This window comes from Photorhabdus machadonis, assembly GCF_052657765.1.
In genome coordinates this window covers 3057353-3076756 of sequence record NZ_CP199761.1, presented here as the reverse complement: position 1 = coordinate 3076756, position 19404 = coordinate 3057353, and the positions used below count along the sequence as shown (strand labels likewise).

The window sequence follows — 19404 nt, the reverse complement described above, 5'->3', positions numbered from 1 at the left end:
ATAAATGAACTAAACAGGGAAGGGTAAATGAAGTAAATCCCGCTATGAGTTTTATGATAGGCAGGGTTTAACCTGTTATTAAAATTCATTTCTTTAACTTGTGGTTTTAATTGGTATAAAATTTTAATCGTTGTTTTTACCTTTTACTACTGGTTTTTTATTAAGTTTACTCATCATCGGATTACGTTTAATGAACGTGGATCATATTCGCTTTATCTTTACTGACGCTGTTAAATAATTGGTGAGAAAGCGCTTTAATATCCACTTATTTGGATAATATCCTTTTGCGTATGTTTTATTTTCAACTTACGATTAATAGTGAATGATTTCCGATTGAATGCCATTAACTGTCCTTTTAAAAAGGTGCATTTATTAAGTTAAATCCGTCCTTGATATAAAAGCTTTAATACTTTGTTATTTGCGTTTTTAAATAATTAGGCAGGTCAGGAAAATTTAAAATAAGTGGAGTATAGAATCGTGGATAAATGAATTAAACAGGATAGGGTAAAAAAGTAAATCCCGCCATGAGTTTTATGATAGGCAGGATTTAAGCTACTATTAAAAGTCGTTTTTTAACTTGTGGTTTTAAACGGTATGAGGTTTTAATCGTTGTTTTTACCTCTTGTACCACCGGTTTTTTATTAAGTTTACTCATCATCGGATTACGTTTAATGAACGCGGATCATATTCGCTTTATCTTTACTGACGCTGTTAAATAATTGGTGAGAAAATACCTGAATACCCATCTATTCGAGTAATATCTTTTTACATGCGATGTCTTTTTAACTTGCGATTAATGATCAATGATTTTCGATTAAATTCCATTAACTGCCCTTTTAAAAATGTGCATTTATTGAGTTAAATCTGCCTTTGATATAAAAGTTTTAATAGCTTGGTTCATACAGCCAGTGCATTCACCACGGTAGATCATCAGTAAGGCCGGAAGATCGTTAGAAGCTTCCGGTTTATTCATTAATACGATTGAATTAATTCTCCTAGAGAGCCTGATTCAATATCGAATGAAAATCTGAAATCTATTCCATTAATATGGATAAAAAAATACAATTCATTTTTTATATAATAAACATCTGAAAAAATCACATCTTTAGTATTTAAAATTTCCTTAATATCCCATTTAAGTGAGTTATCTGGATTTAGAATATATGCTTGATTCTTAGATTTATTAAAAGGAGCTACAATCAAAGCTATTCCAATGGAATCTTTCAAAATAAGAGGTATCAGTTTATTGTCATCGTATATTTCTTGTCTTTTTCCTGCATATACCCATGTAATGCCAGTAGGAAGTAATTCGAAAACACTTAATCCTTGAGGATTCCGTTTCTTATCATAGTCACCCAGAGTATCTATTACCTTAAAATCACTAATGATGTTCATTTAGCCTCCACATTTTTTAGAGTAAATTATTCTTGGTTCACCAATGGGTTTTAATTTTGCTCTATCTTCATAATTTAGGATTTGTATCTGGGTACCTCCGCCTGAATAAATTTTCCCTCCAGAAATCTGTGGACCAACCGGCCCTGTTTGTATACGAATTCTTTCTGGAATATGGAACTTCTGCACATGAGATATTTCAGGCTTGAATTGAGGAATTACCGCCAATTGATTTCTTACATACTCAACATTCGGAATATGATCTAAGGTTGCCCATCCTCCAGGTTTAATTTGCCCTGGAGACATAGCCATTTCAACAGTAATCCCACCTTTAGGGACTATTGTAGATTCTAATTTTGCACCGCTCCCCCAAGGATCTAGAGATGTTGGTGCTGGTAATCTCAATGGATTCAATCCTAAAGGATCAACAAAACTCACCGGATTATGCACGTAACTGTAAAGATTTACTCCTCCAGCTAATCCAAAAGGGTCAGGCGAGAGGTACTGTCCCGTCTCTGGCGAATAATACTGGAACCGATTATAAAATAAACCGCTTTTTCATACTGCCCGCAGAACTGAAAGTAGATGCAAGCGTTAATTATCGGATGCTTGCACTGATAGGGGCTATCATAAAAAGCCGAAGGATCACGAGGATCTTCCCGACTATTCATATCTGACTTAGTGATTACTGTTTTTATAAGAAATAGATATGTATGACATACCTGATCTAGTATCTGCTATAGACTCAATACTTCCCCATGGAAAATAAAGTTTCTCTGATGAACCAAATAGTGATTTTAATAAATCATCATTGATTAATTTATTTCTCATTTGGTTTTCATTGGTAAATACATTGATTTTATTTTCTATCTCCTTATCGAATGGAAGCAATTCAATATAAATGAGAAATTCATCCTGAAAAACAGCGCTGACAATATAATTTACATTTAAAAACAATATGTTATCCATGGAGTAACGTATTCTGCTTTCAAAAAGATAAATTCTTTCTGGATTAAGTTCTGATGTTTTTTCTAGAAAAACATCTTTTTTAATTAATGGAGTAATTATTATTCCATTCAAGTTCACATTACCATTAGCGTATATCATTTTAACTTCACCGAATATAAAGGTTCTAAAATCCCATCGTATTTTTCAATAACTATTTGAGGTAGCCCACCGGGACCAGCATGAGGGTTAGCTCTCACTATACCAAAGGCAGCAGGTGTATCTTCCAGAACTCTATAGGCTGTCATACCTGGCCTATATCCGAAATCTTTATGAGGTATTACCTGTAATCCTTTAAACACACCTTCTTTAGAATATCCGCTCCTCTCAACCGCTCTAACGGTTGTGTAGAAACTTCCTTGGCTTGGTGCACCTGCCATCAATATTGTTCCTTTCTTGACTGTGATATCTCGGAAACGATCAACGCCGGGATAATCGCCTTGTCCTTGCCAGCTTCTAGCAAAGTCTGATGGTGATTTTTGGGTAGGCTCCCCTTTATTCCCAACCCCGCCTGCTAATCCCAGCGGATCAATCCACGACACCGGATTATGCACGTAACTGTAAGGATTTACTCCTCCGGCTAACCCCAAAGGGTCAGGCGAGAGGTACTGCCCGGTCTCTGGCGAATAATACCGGAACCGATTATAAAATAAACCGCTTTCTTCATCTTCATATTGCCCACAAAACCGAAGATTGCAGCTGACCGTTTCCTCTTTCCGCACTGAAACAGTCCAGAACTCCGGTTCGCCCCAGGTGAACAGCCGCCCGGCCCAGGCCAGTTTTCCTGCTTCCGTTAATATTTCCCGCGGGGTTCCCTGATGGTCACTGACCACATAGTGCAGTTGCCCCTGTTCATAACGCGCCGAGGGGGTCAGTTTTCCCGGTTCATATAACCAGTGAATGCTGTGCTCATATCCCACGGTGCCGTCTGCATACACCGGCGTCTCTTCTATCAGCTGGTCACCACTCCACAGGTAATCGTATCCGATAATCGCCGTCGGTTTCAGTGTCAGGTCCGGCAGTCCGTCCAGCCACCGTTTCAGGTTGGCGGCCTCCAGTGCACTGTCCACTTCTTTGCGTCGGCCAAAGGCATCATAGCGATAACGCCAGCGGGTCCCTTCCGGCGTGATAAACCCGGTCAGCTGGTTATGGGCATCCCAGTGGTAACAGAATGTCCTTGACCGGTACTGATATTTATGGACGGTTTTTTCCACCATTCTGCCGTTTTCATCGTAGCGAAAGGCGTTATCTCCCCGGCAGGCCATCCGGGCCTCCTGATATTCCTGAAGGACCGGTTCACTTGTAGTTACTTGACAAACAGATAACATCTATGTGTAGGAAAATGGCAGATTGAATTCTGCCTTTTCCCTGCGTCATTCTTGCGAATAAGGAATTATTAATATTCGCTTATTTCAAATTCATTTGGATTTTTCCAAGAAATCACTTTATACCTAAAGTCTATCTTTCCCTGTCCTTTTAAGTATGCCATGACCTCAGATGGATACCATCCGTACCCAAAAGAAAAAAAAGCTCCCATGTCATTCAATTCTTTTAGAATTTTTATTTTTTCTTCTTCATTATTGAATTTAATTTCATAATATCCGTTTTCTTTCTTAAACCCAATGGACTCAAGAGATTTTATACACTCATTATGGGTAACTTTTGCCAATATACGATTGGCATCTATTACAGTAATTAATATCGTAAAAGACATATCATTTACCTAACATTTACAGTAAGAATGGTATTGATAATATTATTATCAACTGTTGGAATTGAATTGATAACCATTTCAGGAGCACCACTAGGAAGATGTTGCCCAGGGCCTTTAAAATAATCATTACCTGATAATGGGCTTCTTGGCATTAGTTCTCGAATATTAGACACTTTTCTTACCTTAAATCCTTCTAACAATGAGCCCTCATTTAACCCCATGTTTTTTTCAATAGCTATCGCCTTAGCTTTGGTTATGGTTATTTCATTTTTCCCTTTTGCATTGTAAAAATACTTCATGACTCCATGTTTATCACTAATAAATGTTCCATCACGTCCAATCGCAGGGTAAGCATCCCATGATTTAGGGCTAATATTATATCCTTCATTAATTTTTAACATTTCCAGCTGGCGTTTTTGTGGTGGAGTCAAACTGCTTGCTGCTAACCCCAGTGGATCAACAAAACTCACCGGATTATGCACGTAACTGTAAGGATTTACTCCTCCGGCTAACCCCAGAGGATCAGGCGAGAGGTACTGCCCGGTCTCTGGCGAATAATACCGGAACCGATTATAAAATAAACCGCTTTCTTCATCTTCATATTGTCCACAGAACCGAAGATTGCAGCTGACCGTTTCCTCTTTCCGCACTGAAACAGTCCAGAACTCCGGTTCGCCCCAGGTGAACAGCCGCCCGGCCCAGGCCAGTTTTCCTGCTTCCGTTAATATTTCCCGCGGGGTTCCCTGATGGTCACTGACCACATAGTGCAGTTGCCCCTGTTCATAACGCGCCGAGGGGGTCAGTTTTCCCGGTTCATATAACCAGTGAATGCTGTGCTCATATCCCACGGTGCCGTCTGCATACACCGGCGTCTCTTCTATCAGCTGGTCACCACTCCACAGGTAATCGTATCCGATAATCGCCGTCGGTTTCAGTGTCAGGTCCGGCAGTCCGTCCAGCCACCGTTTCAGGTTGGTGGCTTCCAGCGTGCTGTCCACTTCCTTGCGTTTACTGATACGCCGGCCAAAGGCATCATAGCGATAGCGCCAGCGGGTCCCTTCCGGCGTGATAAACCCGGTCAGCTGGTTATGCGCATCCCAGTGGTAACAGAATGTCCTTGACCGGTACTGATATTTATGGACGGTTTTTTCCACCATTCGGCCATTTTCATCATAGCGGAAGGCGTTATCTCCACGGCGTTCCATCCGGGCCGCCTGATACTCCTGATATTCCTGACGCACCGGTTCGTTCATATATTCCGGTATTCGCTGGTAGTGACCGATATTCTGGTTAGCGTCATAAATGAACTGCTCTTCACGCGCCCAGGGGGTGCCGCTAAAGATAGCCGCCACTATCTGGTCGTTGGCGTTGTACCCGTAACGGGTTTCCTGCCAGCGGTCGTCTTTTATGCACTCGACATGGTGCGCCTGCGTGTAATACCAGTGACGGTTCACTTCACTGCCAAACGGCGGATGATGCGGGTCGGCTTCCTGCAATGCCTGCCTGAATCGTGCGGAATTGCGGCCGGCCGCCTGATGCGCCAGCAACCCGGCAGGCGTGTGATATTGCGCCTGAATAAAGCCGGCGTCACTGCGGCGCACGGTTTCCTGTCCCAGGCCGTCATATTGAATATCCAGCGGCGCGTGGCCTTCCAACCCAAAACGGGTGACCTGACCGGGCGGGCCATAGTCCCAGTGCAGGGCCGGCAGGTTGTTCCCCTGCCGGCTGACCGGTAAGCCGCTCAGGGTATCCCACTCGTGGGTCACCGTCCGCCCGTTAATCGTCTCTGCCGTCAGGTTGCCCGATTCATCGTATTCAAATGCCACCACCGCATCCGGGTTGGTGGCGCGGATAAGCCGGCCGGCGTCGTTATAGTCGTATGTTGTGACCGAAACCCGCTGACACTGTTCATCTTCTTCCTGCCAGACTTCCTGCCGGGTAATGCGGTTTTCCGGGGTGTAGCACCAGCGTAAGAGTTGATTATTCGGGTAACGGGCGGTGATGCGGCGTCCGGCGTTATCGTACTGATATTGAATCGTGCGCCCGGTAAAATCAGTTTCACCGATAATCCGCCCGGCCCGGTCACGGGTGTAACGGTAGGTCTCGCCAGTGGCGTTAGTCACCGCGGTCAGGCGGGTCAGTCTGTCGTAGGCAAAGGTGAGGGCCGTCCCATCCGGGCGGGTGACGCGGCTCAACAGGTCAAAGGCGTCATAGGTATACCGGGTGGTGCGCCCGGCACCGTCGGTCACCGCTGATACGCGCCGCTCACTGTCGTAGTCAATCGTCTGGCGAACCCCGTCCGGTAAGTGGATTTCACTGACACTGCCCGCCGGGCTGGCATGAAAGGCACTGTGGTGATAGCGGGTCTGCTGGTTATGGGCATCGGTGACGCTCAGGAGCCGGCCCAGTCCGTCAGAGGCCAGTTGCGTGGCACAACCGTTCGGGGCAATCACTTCACTTAATTGCTGCTGTTCATAACTGTAATGCCAGTGGCGACCATCGGGCAGGATTTAAATGGTTATTAACAGTTATTTTTTTAACTGATGGTTTTAAGCAGTATAAATTTTTAATCGTTGTTTTTACCCTTTTTAATACTGATTTTTTGTTAAGTTTAATCATCATTGGATTATGTTTAATGAACGGGGATCATATTCGCTTTATCTTTACTGATGCTGTTAAATAATCGGTGAGAAAGTACTTTAATGCCTACCTATTCGGATAATATCTTTTTACGTGCGATTTCTTTTCAACTTGCGATTAATGGTTAATGATTTCCGATTGAATGCCATTAACTGTCCTTTTAGAAAGGTGCATTTATTGAGTTAAATCTGCCCTTGATATGAAACTTTAATACTTTGTTATTCACGTTTTTAAATGATTAGGCAGGTCAGGAAAATGTAAAATAAGTGGAGTATAGAATCGCGGATAAATGAATTAAACAGGACAGGGTAAAAAAGTGTGAACCAGTTCAGAGGCTTATAATGGGCAGGATTCAACCTGTTATTAAACGTTGTTTTTTAACGGATGGCTTTAATCGGTATAACTTTTTAACTGTTGTTTTTGCCCCTTTTACTACCGGCTTTTTATTAAGTTTACTCATCATTGGATTATGTTTAATGAACGCAGATTATATTTATTTTATCTTTACTGACGCTGTTAAATAATCGGCGAGAAAGCGTTTTACTACCCATCTGTTTGGATAATATCCTTTTACATGCGATTTCTTTTTAACTTGCGATTAATGGATAATGATTTTCGATTGAATGTAATTAATTGTCCTTTTGATAAGTGGTATTTATTGAGTTAAATCCGTCCTTGATATAAAAGCTTTAATGCGTTGGCATTCGCATTTTTAAATGATTAGGTAGTTCAGGAAAATGTAAAATAAGTGGGGTATAGAATCGCGTATAAATGAACTAAACATAAAGTGAATCCCCCCTGAGTTTTATGATGGGCAGGGTTTAAGCTACTATTAAAAATCATTTTTTTAACTTTTGGTTTTAATCGGTATAAAGTTTTAACTGTTGTTTCTACCCTTTTTAATACTGGTTTTTTGTTAAGTTTAATCATCATTGGATTATGTTTAATGAACGCAGATCATATTTATTTTATCTTTACTGACGCTGTTAAATAATCGGCGAGAAAGCGCTTTACTACCCATCTATTTGGATAATATCTTTTTACGTGTGTTTCCTTTTCAACTTGCGATTAATGGTTAATGATTTTCTATTAAATGCCATTAACTGTCCTTTTATAAAATAAACCACTTTCTTCATCTTCATATTGTCCACAAAAAAGGAAGTACATTTAACCCACATTGAACGCTGGCCTTGGCCCAACTGGTTAAGCGGCTGAACTGGGCGAAGATACGCGCCTGTACAGCGAATGACGAGGAAGCGCATTAGACCAAAGATGCGATCTCTAAGTTTCAATCCGCCTTGACTTATTGTGGGTATTCGCCACGGTAGAGAATAAAAAGACCGGAGGATCTCTCCGGCCTTATTTTTCACTTTAAACCTAGCATTTTTTTTAATCTTTGAAGAAAAGCCTCACAAGCAGCTTCTTCTTGGTTAAAATGTTCTTCTCCAGATTGCTGACCACGCTCACTATAAAAGACAGACCACAATATACCGTCTTTTATCAAGCAAAGAGATTCATTCTCTATTGAATCAATAGAATAACTATCTTTAGGTATTTTCATAGAGGACAAGGTCCTGATTAAACTATTCTTATCCACATTTATTACCTTTTTTATCTACTTCTATTAAATGACCAGAATCTAAATATTCTTGTACAGACTTTTCAAGTTTGTATTGCGTACCAAGCCCTATTTCTCCAAACCACGGAGCAATTTTGCTTTCTGATACATTAGAGATTGGTTTCATCACCTTATAAATAGAATATGGTTTCATTGCATCAGTTCCAGGTGGAAGAGCTCGCATAGAATACGGTGTACCAATAGGTGATGTATAATATCCTCCTGTATATCCATAGCGATCTATTATAGTTCCTAGTTCCAAAATCGTATTCTTTACAGGTCCAAATGCACCATCATTAGGATGGCCAATACGGTACAGGGAGGTTAGTTAGCCCCAGTGGATCAACAAGACTCACCGGATTAGACACATAACTGTAAAGATTTACTCCGCCAGCTAACCCCAATGGGTCAGAATCCCTTCCGTTAACATCCCATTTTGTTGTTATCTGACCACGCAAGGTGAGTTCACCGGAACATTACATTTTAAGTATAAAAATAACAAAGCCGGAAAGATCTCGGGGATCTTTTCGGCTTTAAATTTAACTATTCATATTTTCCAGTAAACATAAATTCTTCAAGTATGTTAATGAACTTGGCTTTATCTCTTGTTTGCTTACTGCCTAGGAATTTTTCCTCTTCTGTTTTTCCTGTCTTTTTATTTGTTTTTATGATAAAAAAATCTAATACAAATAAACCGTTAGGATCTCCTTCTGGTTCATACCGTGAATCAAAGCAAAGGCCATCAAGAGAATTATGTCCACTAATCAAAATTGATCCATAGAACCAATCCATATTTTCTTTAGTAGGTTCATAGTCATAGAAATTATTTACATCAATTACCCACCTACTAGGTATTCTCAAGGGCTGAATATTCTTCCATATATCTTTTTTCATTAACGAACTCCGGGAATGTATTTTCCGACTTGTTCCAACGATGCCGGGAAACTGTGAATAGTAGGAATAGGGGCATTCGTCATTTCGATTCTTACCCAATTGGTTAATTGCCCTTCATTATACCCAACATGACCGGTAGGGTTTTTATAGAACATGAATCGAGTTCCGCCGTGGTCAAAAGCATGGCCATTGCGAATAGCTCCATATGCAGCTTGTTTCTCAAAGCCAGCTACCTTACTTGCATATTCCGGTAAATAAGATGCTTCAGGTCTTTTATCTAAGCTTCCTTTACCTACACTCAGATTTTTAGCTTCATTAATATCTTTTGCGTTGATATGTTTTGTTGCATGACGACCAGCCGTAGGACGTTGAGCATTATAAACATCTGTTCGAAGGGCCTTGCGTTTATGGTATCCAGTAGGATCACAACCCGCCAATCCTAGAGGATCAATCCAGTTCGCCGGATTATGGACGTACGAATACGGGTTCGGACCCCCATTTAGCCCGAGCGGATCAGGCGAGAGGTACTGTCCCGTCTCTGGCGAATAATACCGGAACCGATTATAAAATAAACCGCTTTCTTCATCTTCGTACTGTCCACAGAACCGAAGATTGCAGCTGACCGTTTCCTCTTTCCGCACTGAAACAGTCCAGAACTCCGGTTCGCCCCAGGTGAACAGCCGCCCGGCCCAGGCCAGTTTTCCTGCTTCCGTTAATATTTCCCGCGGGGTTCCCTGATGGTCACTGACCACATAGTGCAGTTGCCCCTGTTCATAACGCGCCGAGGGGGTCAGTTTTCCCGGTTCATATAACCAGTGAATGCTGTGCTCATATCCCACGGTGCCGTCTGCATACACCGGCGTCTCTTCTATCAGCTGGTCACCACTCCACAGGTAATCGTATCCGATAATCGCCGTCGGTTTCAGTGTCAGGTCCGGCAGTCCGTCCAGCCACCGTTTCAGGTTGGTGGCTTCCAGCGTGCTGTCCACTTCCTTGCGTTTACTGATACGCCGGCCAAAGGCATCATAGCGATAGCGCCAGCGGGTCCCTTCCGGCGTGATAAACCCGGTCAGCTGGTTATGCGCATCCCAGTGGTAACAGAATGTCCTTGACCGGTACTGATATTTATGGACGGTTTTTTCCACCATTCGGCCATTTTCATCATAGCGGAAGGCGTTATCTCCACGGCGTTCCATCCGGGCCGCCTGATACTCCTGATATTCCTGACGCACCGGTTCGTTCATATATTCCGGTATTCGCTGGTAGTGACCGATATTCTGGTTAGCGTCATAAATGAACTGCTCTTCACGCGCCCAGGGGGTGCCGCTAAAGATAGCCGCCACTATCTGGTCGTTGGCGTTGTACCCGTAACGGGTTTCCTGCCAGCGGTCGTCTTTTATGCACTCGACATGGTGCGCCTGCGTGTAATACCAGTGACGGTTCACTTCACTGCCAAACGGCGGATGATGCGGGTCGGCTTCCTGCAATGCCTGCCTGAATCGTGCGGAATTGCGGCCGGCCGCCTGATGCGCCAGCAACCCGGCAGGCGTGTGATATTGCGCCTGAATAAAGCCGGCGTCACTGCGGCGCACGGTTTCCTGTCCCAGGCCGTCATATTGAATATCCAGCGGCGCGTGGCCTTCCAACCCAAAACGGGTGACCTGACCGGGCGGGCCATAGTCCCAGCGCAGGGCCGGCAGGTTGTTCCCCTGCCGGCTGACCGGTAAACCGCTCAGGGTATCCCACTCATGGGTCACCGTCCGCCCGTTAATCGTCTCTGCCGTCAGGTTGCCCGATTTGTCATATTCAAATGCCACCACCGCATCCGGGTTGGTGGCGCGGATAAGCTGGCCGGTGTCGTTATAGTCGTATGTTGTGACCGAAACCCGCTGACACTGTTCATCTTCTTCCTGCCAGACTTCCTGCCGGGTAATGCGGTTTTCCGGGGTGTAGCACCAGCGTAAGAGTTGATTATTCGGGTAACGGGCGGTGATGCGGCGTCCGGCGTTATCGTACTGATATTGAATCGTGCGCCCGGTAAAATCAGTTTCACCGATAATCCGCCCGGCCCGGTCACGGGTGTAACGGTAGGTCTCGCCAGTGGCGTTAGTCACCGCGGTCAGGCGGGTCAGTCTGTCGTAGGCAAAGGTGAGGGCCGTCCCATCCGGGCGGGTGACGCGGCTCAACAGGTCAAAGGCGTCATAGGTATACCGGGTGGTGCGCCCGGCACCGTCGGTCACCGCTGATACGCGCCGCTCACTGTCGTAGTCAATCGTCTGGCGAACCCCGTCCGGTAAGTGGATTTCACTGACACTGCCCGCCGGGCTGGCATGAAAGGCACTGTGGTGATAGCGGGTCTGCTGGTTATGGGCATCGGTGACGCTCAGGAGCCGGCCCAGTCCGTCAGAGGCCAGTTGCGTGGCACAACCGTTCGGGGCAATCACTTCACTTAATTGCTGCTGTTCATAACTGTAATGCCAGTGGCGACCATCGGGCAGGACATGGCGCAGGATTTCACCGTGCTCCCCGTGCCGGAACTCTTCCCGCCGGCCCTGCGGGTCGGTGACCGCGTCCAGATTACCCCGGTCGCTGTAGTGAAATCGCCAGCTTTCCCCGTCCGGTGGTGTGAGCCGGGTTAGCTGTCCGTATTCGTCGTAGTGGTAAGCGGTGCTGTCTCCCGCCGGCGTAGTGAACAGCATCAGTTCCCCGTACGGGCTGTATTCAAATGTGGCAGTCCGGCCCAGCGGGTCGGTTTCCGCGACTTTGTGACCAAAGTCCCACCGGGTCAGGGTTTCATGACCAAGCGGGTTAATTGCCCGGGTGACCAGCCCGTCCGCGTTATATTCGTACCGGGTACATCCGCCTTCGGCATCAAAATAGGTGGTCACCCGATGTTCGTCATCATAGTCAAAACGGTCCTGCCAGTAGCCTTGCGGGGTGGTAAGCGCGGTTATCCGGCCCCGGGTGTCATAATGCAGGGTCACGTCGGTTTTATCGGTGTCATGCCAGCGGGTCATGTAGCCGGGCGGGCTGTATTCATGCCACAAATGATTAAACTGAAACGACTCACATTCTGCCAGGTAACCCTGGCTGTCATAGCGACAGGTGACCAGTCGCTGGCGCTGCCCCTGATGCAGCCAGTCAATGGCGGTCAGTTGCCGGTGTTCATAGTGCAACACCAGTTCCGCGCTGTCGGCATGGACGATATCCGCCAGGCGGCCGGTCTCATCGTAACGAAACACGGTCCGGTTGCCGTTGCGGTCTTCTGTCGTTGACAGGCAACGTTTATCGCCCTGTCTCTGAGTAAAACTCAGGGTGTGCTGAGTGCGGCGGTTAAACAGGTGCAGTTCACCGCTCAGTTGCCCGTACAGCAGATAATGACCGGCATACAGGTTGACCGAGAAAACGTGTTCTGTCGGGGTGTGGAAGGTGTAAATCACGCCTTCTGCGTCGGTGAAATGGGTCTCCTCGCCGTCCCGTCTCAGGTGTTGTGACCAGTCATCCGCCCATTTGGGGCCGAACAGCCCGGAAAAGTTCGCCGTCGAGCGATACACCCGGTTCAGCGCCAGCGGCAACAGCCCCGGCAGGGCGAGCACCGGCCAGACCTGTAAGAAGTCGCCGGTCGCCACATCCACCGGGTCACTGGCACTGGGCGTTGTCTCGGTTGCTTTGCCGGTTTTTTTGTAAGAGTCCGGTCATCTCACCTTGCGTTGTCAGATAACAACAAAATGGGATGTTAACGGAAGGGATTCTCAGGCTAGGGCAACAGCTCATTCAACCGATTGTTCGGCCAGTCAGGCAGCCGGCTGAGGACATCACGTAACCAGACCCAGGGCTCATGTCCGTTGGCTCTGGCGGTTTCCAGCAGGCTCATTATCATGGCCGCCCGTTGCCCCGCGGGCAGTGAACCCGCAAAAAGCCAGTTCTTTCGGCCGAGCGCCACACCCCGGACCGCATTCTCCGCCCGGTTGTTGTCTATCGGCACCCGCCCGTCATCCAGATAACACACCAGCGCCGGCCAGCGCTTCAGCGTGTAATCTATCGCTTTGCGTAACCCGGAGTTGGGTGCCGTTTGGGCCTGAGTCGTCTGCAACCAGGACCGGAACTCATTCAGCCACGGCCGGGCATAACGCTGTCGCCACTGACGCCGTTTATCCGGCAGCCGGTGTTTGATTTTTCGCTCCAGCTTGTACAGGTCACGAATGCCATCCAGCGCCTGTTTCGCCACCGGACTTTGGCTCGCTTTGTATTGGTCAAAGAATTTGCGGCGGGCGTGAGCCCGGCAACCCGCTTCGGTGATATCCGCCCGGGCATGCAGCGCGTTGTAACCGGCATAGTCATCCGTCACCAACGTGCCGCCCGACCAGTCTTTCAGCAGGCTCTGGGCATAACGGCCACTGCGGCCGGGATGCAGCTCATAGTACACCACTGCCGGCGAGGTATCGGGGCCGGTGACATACGTCCACAGATAGGCGCGCTGGGTCTGGCCTTTTCCCGGGGCCAGTATCGGCAACGGGGTCTCATCGGCATGCAGCACCGGGGACGTCAGCAGCGTCTGCTTCAAGGCATCGGCTAACGGTTGCAACGCCACAGCCACCTGCCCCACCCAGTCCGACAGGGTGCTGCGGGCCAGGGTTACACCACTGCGGGCATAGATTTTCTGCTGACGGTAGAGCGGCAGGTGGTCACGATATTTGGCGACCACCACCTGAGCCAGCAACCCCGGCTCTGGAATGCCCTTTTCAATCAGGTGGGCGGGTTGGGCTTTAGCATGCACGCACTGACAGCGCGCGCAGCTGTACTGCGGACAGACATAACGCCGGACAACAAACGTCGCGGGGCGATATTCCAGCCGCTCACTGATTTCATCACGTAAAAAGCGCAGAGCATGACCGCAATCCGGGCAGCTCTCCGTCTCCAGCGCCAGCCGGATATCTTCACGGGGTAAAGTCGCCGGCAAAGGCTGACGTTTAGGCTGGGCCGGGGGCGCGTTTTCCTTGATATGCAGGCGTGACAGCCGGGTTTCCAGCACCGCGATATCGGTATCGGCATCTTCCTCAAACTGACTGCGTTTGGGACCGGCAGGCAGGGTTTCGCTGTGCGCACCAAAACGCCAGCGTTGCGCCTGTTTCAGGGCGTCTTCCAGCTGGCGAATATAATCACCTTGTTGCTGAAGCAGCGCCAGTGCCCGCAGGCGGAACTGGCCGGGGTCATCCAGCGCGATTAAGTCATTGAGCGTCATGCAGACAGTGTACCGGATAATTCCCCGTCGTTATCCGGTAAAAGTGTGACCGGGGTAGCGGAATTAGCTTCGCCAGCCGGACAGGTCATCTCCCTCGACTTGTTGCCAGTGAATGCCGCGGATGAGCCAGTCAAACTGGGCGGGCGTCATCACCCAGCTGCGCTCGCCCTGCTTCGGCCAGACAAAATGGGCCCGGTGCAGACGGCGGGTACACAGCCAGACGCCGTGTCGGTCCCAGCGCAACACCTTGAGACGGGAGCGGGCCTTGTTGCAGAAAACAAAAGCGGCCTCGTCCTGCCAGCGCAAATTCAGTCCCTCCAGGTGCCGGGTCAGGGCATCAATGCCCCGGCGCATGTCGACGGGCTCTCGCACCAGAAAGAGCTGTTGCGGTTTCAGCATCGGGCCAGTACCCGCATCACGTCAGGCAGCAGCGTCAATGGACAGGCGATGGCATAGCCGTCTGGGGTATGCAGGGTGACGGTGCGCGTGTCGTCAGGCTGGAGTGAAACAGGCAAGAGGGCGGGCAGTGTCTGGCTGAGAGGTTGGCGCATTTTGTGACTGTCGGCAATCCAGTCGCGGAAAGAGGAAAAACTCAGCTGATGCTGTTCGCAATACTGTTTTCGAGTCAGGTCACTGTGGCGCCATTGGGTCACATGGTGTTGTTTTTGCTCCGGGGTATATCGACTACGGCTCATGGTGTCAGTCTCCAAATGAAGATAGGGAAGCGGTAGCGTGCATGGGCCGGAGAGGAAGAACAAGGTGAGATGACCGGAGCATTACTTTTTACCCTTATTAACCCCGGTTTTTTATTAAGTTTAATCATCATTGGATTACGTTTAATGAACGCGGATCATATTCGCTTTATCTTTACTGACGCTGTCAAATAACCGGTGAGAAAGTACTTTAATATCCACCTATTCGGATAATATCCTTTTACGTGTGTTTTCTTTTCAACTTGCGATTAATGGTTAATGATTTTCGATTAAATGTAATTAGTTGTCCTTTTATAAAATAAACCGTTTTCTTCATCCTCATACTGCCCGCAGAAACTGAAAATTCCAAGTAAGGTTCCGTTTGTTGTTGAGCAAGCAGAACAAAACCGGAAGATCCCGAAGGGTCTTTCCGGCTTTTTAGTTATTTTCTTATTTTTTGGTAATAATAAGCTGCGTTAATTAATTTTGACATGATCTCAGATTCACCAGGCCAATCTATAATAAATCGAGGATAAGATGGCGAATAAATCTTTGGATTCATAACCCTTATCATTTCCTCTAATTCTTTTTTTACCTGCATTAATATATTGATAGATAAAGGTGCTGTTTTCCCATCTTGGTATAATTCTATTGCTTCCAAAATTAATTGAAGAGCATCAGTTAAAAACATTTTACCGGAAGTTTTCATTTTATAGATCCATATTTCCACGATGGACCGTTTTTTCCACCATTCTGCCATTTTCATCATAGCGAAAGGCGTTATCTCCGCGGCGGGCCATCCGATCTGCCTGATACTCATGATATTAGTTGAGAGCTATTTATATTAAATAAACCTAACAAATAGGCTTGATATCTAGCCGGTTGTTCTTCACCAAAGGAAAATACTACTGCAAAATCATGGTGATCAACGTCGCATTTAGTATAATTTAGCATTAATGAAAACCTTTTGTACTTATATGAAGAATTGTCATCACAGTCTGTTTTTTCTAATCCTGTTATACTTTTAGCAATATTATCTTGAATGTATTTATTTAATTCATCAAAATCTTGAGAGCCATAAACACTAAAAAGAATATTACCTTTGCATATTGGACACTCGATTTTCTGTTTTTTATAAATAAATTCATCTTCTAGCCCATCGTGAAGAAAGATTTTTTTTCTATGTAGATTAATAAACTTCATCATTATTCCTCAGATTTTTTTAATATAACCTTCACTAATTAATTTACCTATTCTACCCGAAAGATCATATTGAGTCCCCATACCGGGTTGACTAAACCACGGTATGGCAGGTCCCATATCAGCTTTAATAGGTTTGACAACTTCGTAAACACTATAGGGTTTTTGCAAAGTATTCATAGGTAATGCTCGACTTTCAAATGAGGCCCCTGCTGGGGAGACAAATGTACCGTTGTCTTTAAAATTTTTTCCTTCAAACCACCCACCATAACGATCAATTTTAGTGCCTGGTTGCAAAACTGTCGATGTTGCGTTTACAAACCCACGATTTGGTGGCCATGAATCAGGCCCCATAAGTTTCTCTAAAGCTACCCAATCTCCTTTCTTCCAAAGTGAATATGCTTTAGCAGAGTGAGTACTACTGTTAAACATTCCTTTTGAGCGAGATTGGAAATCATTCCAAGAATTCGCCCCCGAACTTGCCGCTAATCCCAATGGATCAATCCACGACACCGGATTATGCACGTAACTGTAAGGATTTACTCCTCCGGCTAACCCCAGAGGATCAGGCGAGAGGTACTGTCCCGTCTCTGGCGAATAATACCGGAACCGATTATAAAATAAACCGCTTTCTTCATCTTCATATTGTCCACAGAACCGAAGATTGCAGCTGACCGTTTCCTCTTTCCGCACTGAAACAGTCCAGAACTCCGGTTCGCCCCAGGTGAACAGCCGCCCGGCCCAGGCCAGTTTTCCTGCTTCCGTTAATATTTCCCGCGGGGTTCCCTGATGGTCACTGACCACATAGTGCAGTTGCCCCTGTTCATAACGCGCCGAGGGGGTCAGTTTTCCCGGTTCATATAACCAGTGAATGCTGTGCTCATATCCCACGGTGCCGTCTGCATACACCGGCGTCTCTTCTATCAGCTGGTCACCACTCCACAGGTAATCGTATCCGATAATCGCCGTCGGTTTCAGTGTCAGGTCCGGCAGTCCGTCCAGCCACCGTTTCAGGTTGGCGGCTTCCAGCGTGCTGTCCACTTCCTTGCGTTTACTGATACGCCGGCCAAAGGCATCATAGCGATAGCGCCAGCGGGTCCCTTCCGGCGTGATAAACCCGGTCAGCTGGTTATGCGCATCCCAGTGGTAACAGAATGTCCTTGACCGGTACTGATATTTATGGACGGTTTTTTCCACCATTCGGCCATTTTCATCATAGCGGAAGGCGTTATCTCCACGGCGTTCCATCCGGGCCGCCTGATACTCCTGATATTCCTGACGCACCGGTTCGTTCATATATTCCGGTATTCGCTGGTAGTGACCGATATTCTGGTTAGCGTCATAAATGAACTGCTCTTCACGCGCCCAGGGGGTGCCGCTAAAGATAGCCGCCACTATCTGGTCGTTGGCGTTGTACCCGTAACGGGTTTCCTGCCAGCGGTCGTCTTTTATGCACTCGACATGGTGCGCCTGCGTGTAATACCAGTGACGGTTCACTTCACTGCCAAACGGCGGATGATGCGGGTCGGCTTCCTGCAATGCCTGCCTGAATCGTGCGGAATTGCGGCCGGCCGCCTGATGCGCCAGCAACCCGGCAGGCGTGTGATATTGCGCCTGAATAAAGCCGGCGTCACTGCGGCGCACGGTTTCCTGTCCCAGGCCGTCATATTGAATATCCAGCGGCGCGTGGCCTTCCAACCCAAAACGGGTGACCTGACCGGGCGGGCCATAGTCCCAGTGCAGGGCCGGCAGGTTGTTCCCCTGCCGGCTGACCGGTAAACCGCTCAGGGTATCCCACTCATGGGTCACCGTCCGCCCGTTAATCGTTTCTGCCGTCAGGTTGCCCGATTCATCGTATTCAAATGCCACCACCGCATCCGGGTTGGTGGCGCGGATAAGCTGGCCGGCGTCGTTATAGTCGTATGTTGTGACCGAAACCCGCTGACACTGTTCATCTTCTTCCTGCCAGACTTCCGTGAGATGACTAGAGCATTACTCTTGCAATAGTTATTTGCCACAGTAGATCGTTAATAACGCCAGAGGATCTTGGAAGATCTTCCGGTTTTCATTAAAAAAATGAGTTATTTATTTTCTTCTAAAAATTTATCCATTTTCTTCTCCACATGATAAAGATATTCAGGTATTGGATTCATATAATCGCTATACATTTCTGCATACATTCTTGCAGCACCACGTATTGCATTAAATTTCAGGTTGTTATTATTTATTCTTATCTTGGCTCTTTCAAATAAATCTATAATTGCCTGTAATTTCCCCTTGTTGTTATTTATTTTCTCATTTTCCATTAATTTTATTGCGTTCTCCATTTCTAGCAGCAGAGTTTTTTTATTCATCTTAAAAACCTTAATTTAATTCAAAAATCTTACATCTTTTACCCAACTCATAGGGTAATTTTGCGGTAAAATTATCTGATCACTTCCTCCTTGCAAAATTGTTCCAGATTTAGTGATCTGAGGTGCAACTTTGCCAACGTGGAGTACAGTTTCTTTTGGAACTAATATTGTGGATTCGAAATGTCTGGTATTTCTCCATTCAGGTAAAAGAGCTGCATCTATTTTAGTTTGAATCTTATTTAGAGCAGGAGAAGTTGTTACATATGAACCACCAATAGAAGCTTCTCCTCCAAACACACGATAAACAGTCATATCTGTGGTAGTAATTACTGTCTTATAATTCCTATCCTTAAAGGAATCTATCATCCAACTAGGTAATTGGGCTTTTTCAATCTCTTTATAAGGCCCATTTTGGGGGGATTTAGTCCCCGGGCTTGCTGTCAACCCCAACGGGTCAACAAAACTCACCGGATTATGCACGTAACTATAAAGATTTACTCCTCCGACTAACCCCAGAGGGTCAGGCGAGAAGTACTGTCCTGTCTCTGGCGAATAATACCGGAACCGATTATAAAATAAACCGCTTTCTTCATCTTCATACTGCCCGCAGAAGTTCGAAAGATCTTTTAGATCTTTTAGATCTTTCGACTTTA

General features: G+C 46.5%; 16 protein-coding genes and 4 pseudogenes. 1 reads left to right on the top strand and 19 read right to left on the bottom strand.

The window, feature by feature from the left end; all coding sequences use genetic code 11:
• Window positions 1-972 precede the first annotated feature (972 nt).
• The 6 genes and pseudogenes from ACUN2T_RS14485 to ACUN2T_RS14460 all read right to left on the bottom strand — a co-directional run.
• Entirely contained in the window at window positions 973-1395 is a 423-nt protein-coding gene (locus ACUN2T_RS14485; RefSeq protein ID WP_445493710.1) for a hypothetical protein, read from the bottom strand.
• On the bottom strand, window positions 1396-1830 hold the full coding sequence (locus ACUN2T_RS14480; RefSeq protein ID WP_445493709.1) for a hypothetical protein: 435 nt from the start codon (window positions 1828-1830) through the stop codon (window positions 1396-1398).
• A gap of 240 nt (window positions 1831-2070) precedes the next feature.
• Window positions 2071-2499, bottom strand: a complete 429-nt coding sequence (locus tag ACUN2T_RS14475; protein ID WP_445493708.1) for a hypothetical protein — start codon at window positions 2497-2499, stop codon at window positions 2071-2073.
• Between the two features lie 410 nt (window positions 2500-2909).
• Window positions 2910-3683, bottom strand: a pseudogene (locus ACUN2T_RS14470) (RHS repeat domain-containing protein); the annotation flags it as partial.
• Between the two features lie 110 nt (window positions 3684-3793).
• Window positions 3794-4111: a hypothetical protein gene (locus tag ACUN2T_RS14465; protein ID WP_445493707.1), complete on the bottom strand. Its 318-nt coding sequence runs from the start codon at window positions 4109-4111 to the stop codon at window positions 3794-3796.
• Window positions 4112-4116: 5 nt separating this feature from the next.
• Window positions 4117-5034 (bottom strand): annotated as a pseudogene (locus tag ACUN2T_RS14460) (RHS repeat domain-containing protein); the annotation flags it as partial.
• Window positions 5035-7941: 2907 nt separating this feature from the next.
• Between ACUN2T_RS14460 and ACUN2T_RS14455 the strand changes: the two are divergent.
• Complete coding sequence (locus ACUN2T_RS14455; protein WP_445497880.1) at window positions 7942-8016, top strand: DUF7706 family protein; 75 nt, start codon at window positions 7942-7944, stop codon at window positions 8014-8016.
• A 101-nt stretch (window positions 8017-8117) separates the two neighbouring features.
• On the opposite strand, the gene ACUN2T_RS14450 is transcribed toward ACUN2T_RS14455, so the two are convergent.
• The 13 genes and pseudogenes from ACUN2T_RS14450 to ACUN2T_RS14390 all read right to left on the bottom strand — a co-directional run.
• Entirely contained in the window at window positions 8118-8312 is a 195-nt protein-coding gene (locus ACUN2T_RS14450; protein WP_445493706.1) for a hypothetical protein, read from the bottom strand.
• A 28-nt stretch (window positions 8313-8340) separates the two neighbouring features.
• Window positions 8341-8631 (bottom strand): TNT domain-containing protein, encoded by a 291-nt coding sequence (locus tag ACUN2T_RS14445; protein WP_445493705.1) that lies wholly within the window; start codon window positions 8629-8631, stop codon window positions 8341-8343.
• Between the two features lie 281 nt (window positions 8632-8912).
• Window positions 8913-9263: a hypothetical protein gene (locus tag ACUN2T_RS14440; RefSeq protein ID WP_112896979.1), complete on the bottom strand. Its 351-nt coding sequence runs from the start codon at window positions 9261-9263 to the stop codon at window positions 8913-8915.
• Complete coding sequence (locus ACUN2T_RS14435) at window positions 9263-12898, bottom strand: RHS repeat-associated core domain-containing protein (RefSeq protein WP_445493704.1); 3636 nt, start codon at window positions 12896-12898, stop codon at window positions 9263-9265. The genes ACUN2T_RS14440 and ACUN2T_RS14435 overlap by 1 nt, the downstream gene beginning before the upstream one ends.
• Window positions 12899-13020: 122 nt before the next feature.
• Window positions 13021-14505 (bottom strand): IS66 family transposase, encoded by a 1485-nt coding sequence (gene tnpC / locus ACUN2T_RS14430; protein ID WP_445493703.1) that lies wholly within the window; start codon window positions 14503-14505, stop codon window positions 13021-13023.
• A 63-nt stretch (window positions 14506-14568) separates the two neighbouring features.
• Entirely contained in the window at window positions 14569-14904 is a 336-nt protein-coding gene (tnpB, locus tag ACUN2T_RS14425) for an IS66 family insertion sequence element accessory protein TnpB (RefSeq protein WP_214089177.1), read from the bottom strand.
• Window positions 14898-15200 (bottom strand): IS66 family insertion sequence element accessory protein TnpA, encoded by a 303-nt coding sequence (gene tnpA / locus ACUN2T_RS14420; RefSeq protein WP_445493694.1) that lies wholly within the window; start codon window positions 15198-15200, stop codon window positions 14898-14900. The genes tnpB and tnpA overlap by 7 nt, the downstream gene beginning before the upstream one ends.
• Before the next feature lie 439 nt (window positions 15201-15639).
• Window positions 15640-15966 (bottom strand): hypothetical protein, encoded by a 327-nt coding sequence (locus ACUN2T_RS14415; protein ID WP_445493702.1) that lies wholly within the window; start codon window positions 15964-15966, stop codon window positions 15640-15642.
• A gap of 47 nt (window positions 15967-16013) precedes the next feature.
• Window positions 16014-16403, bottom strand: coding sequence for a hypothetical protein (locus ACUN2T_RS14410; RefSeq protein WP_445493701.1), 390 nt, complete (start codon window positions 16401-16403; stop codon window positions 16014-16016).
• Window positions 16404-16409: 6 nt separating this feature from the next.
• Complete coding sequence (locus ACUN2T_RS14405; protein WP_445497879.1) at window positions 16410-16892, bottom strand: TNT domain-containing protein; 483 nt, start codon at window positions 16890-16892, stop codon at window positions 16410-16412.
• Window positions 16881-17363: pseudogene (locus ACUN2T_RS14400) on the bottom strand (RHS repeat-associated core domain-containing protein); the annotation flags it as partial. The pseudogene ACUN2T_RS14400 and the gene ACUN2T_RS14405, both read right to left, overlap by 12 nt.
• A gap of 1115 nt (window positions 17364-18478) precedes the next feature.
• The gene (locus ACUN2T_RS14395; RefSeq protein WP_445493700.1) at window positions 18479-18751 is read right to left on the bottom strand and encodes a hypothetical protein; all 273 of its coding nucleotides are present in this window, start codon (window positions 18749-18751) and stop codon (window positions 18479-18481) included.
• Window positions 18752-18766: 15 nt separating this feature from the next.
• Window positions 18767-19363, bottom strand: a pseudogene (locus tag ACUN2T_RS14390) (RHS repeat-associated core domain-containing protein); the annotation flags it as partial.
• Window positions 19364-19404 lie beyond the last annotated feature (41 nt).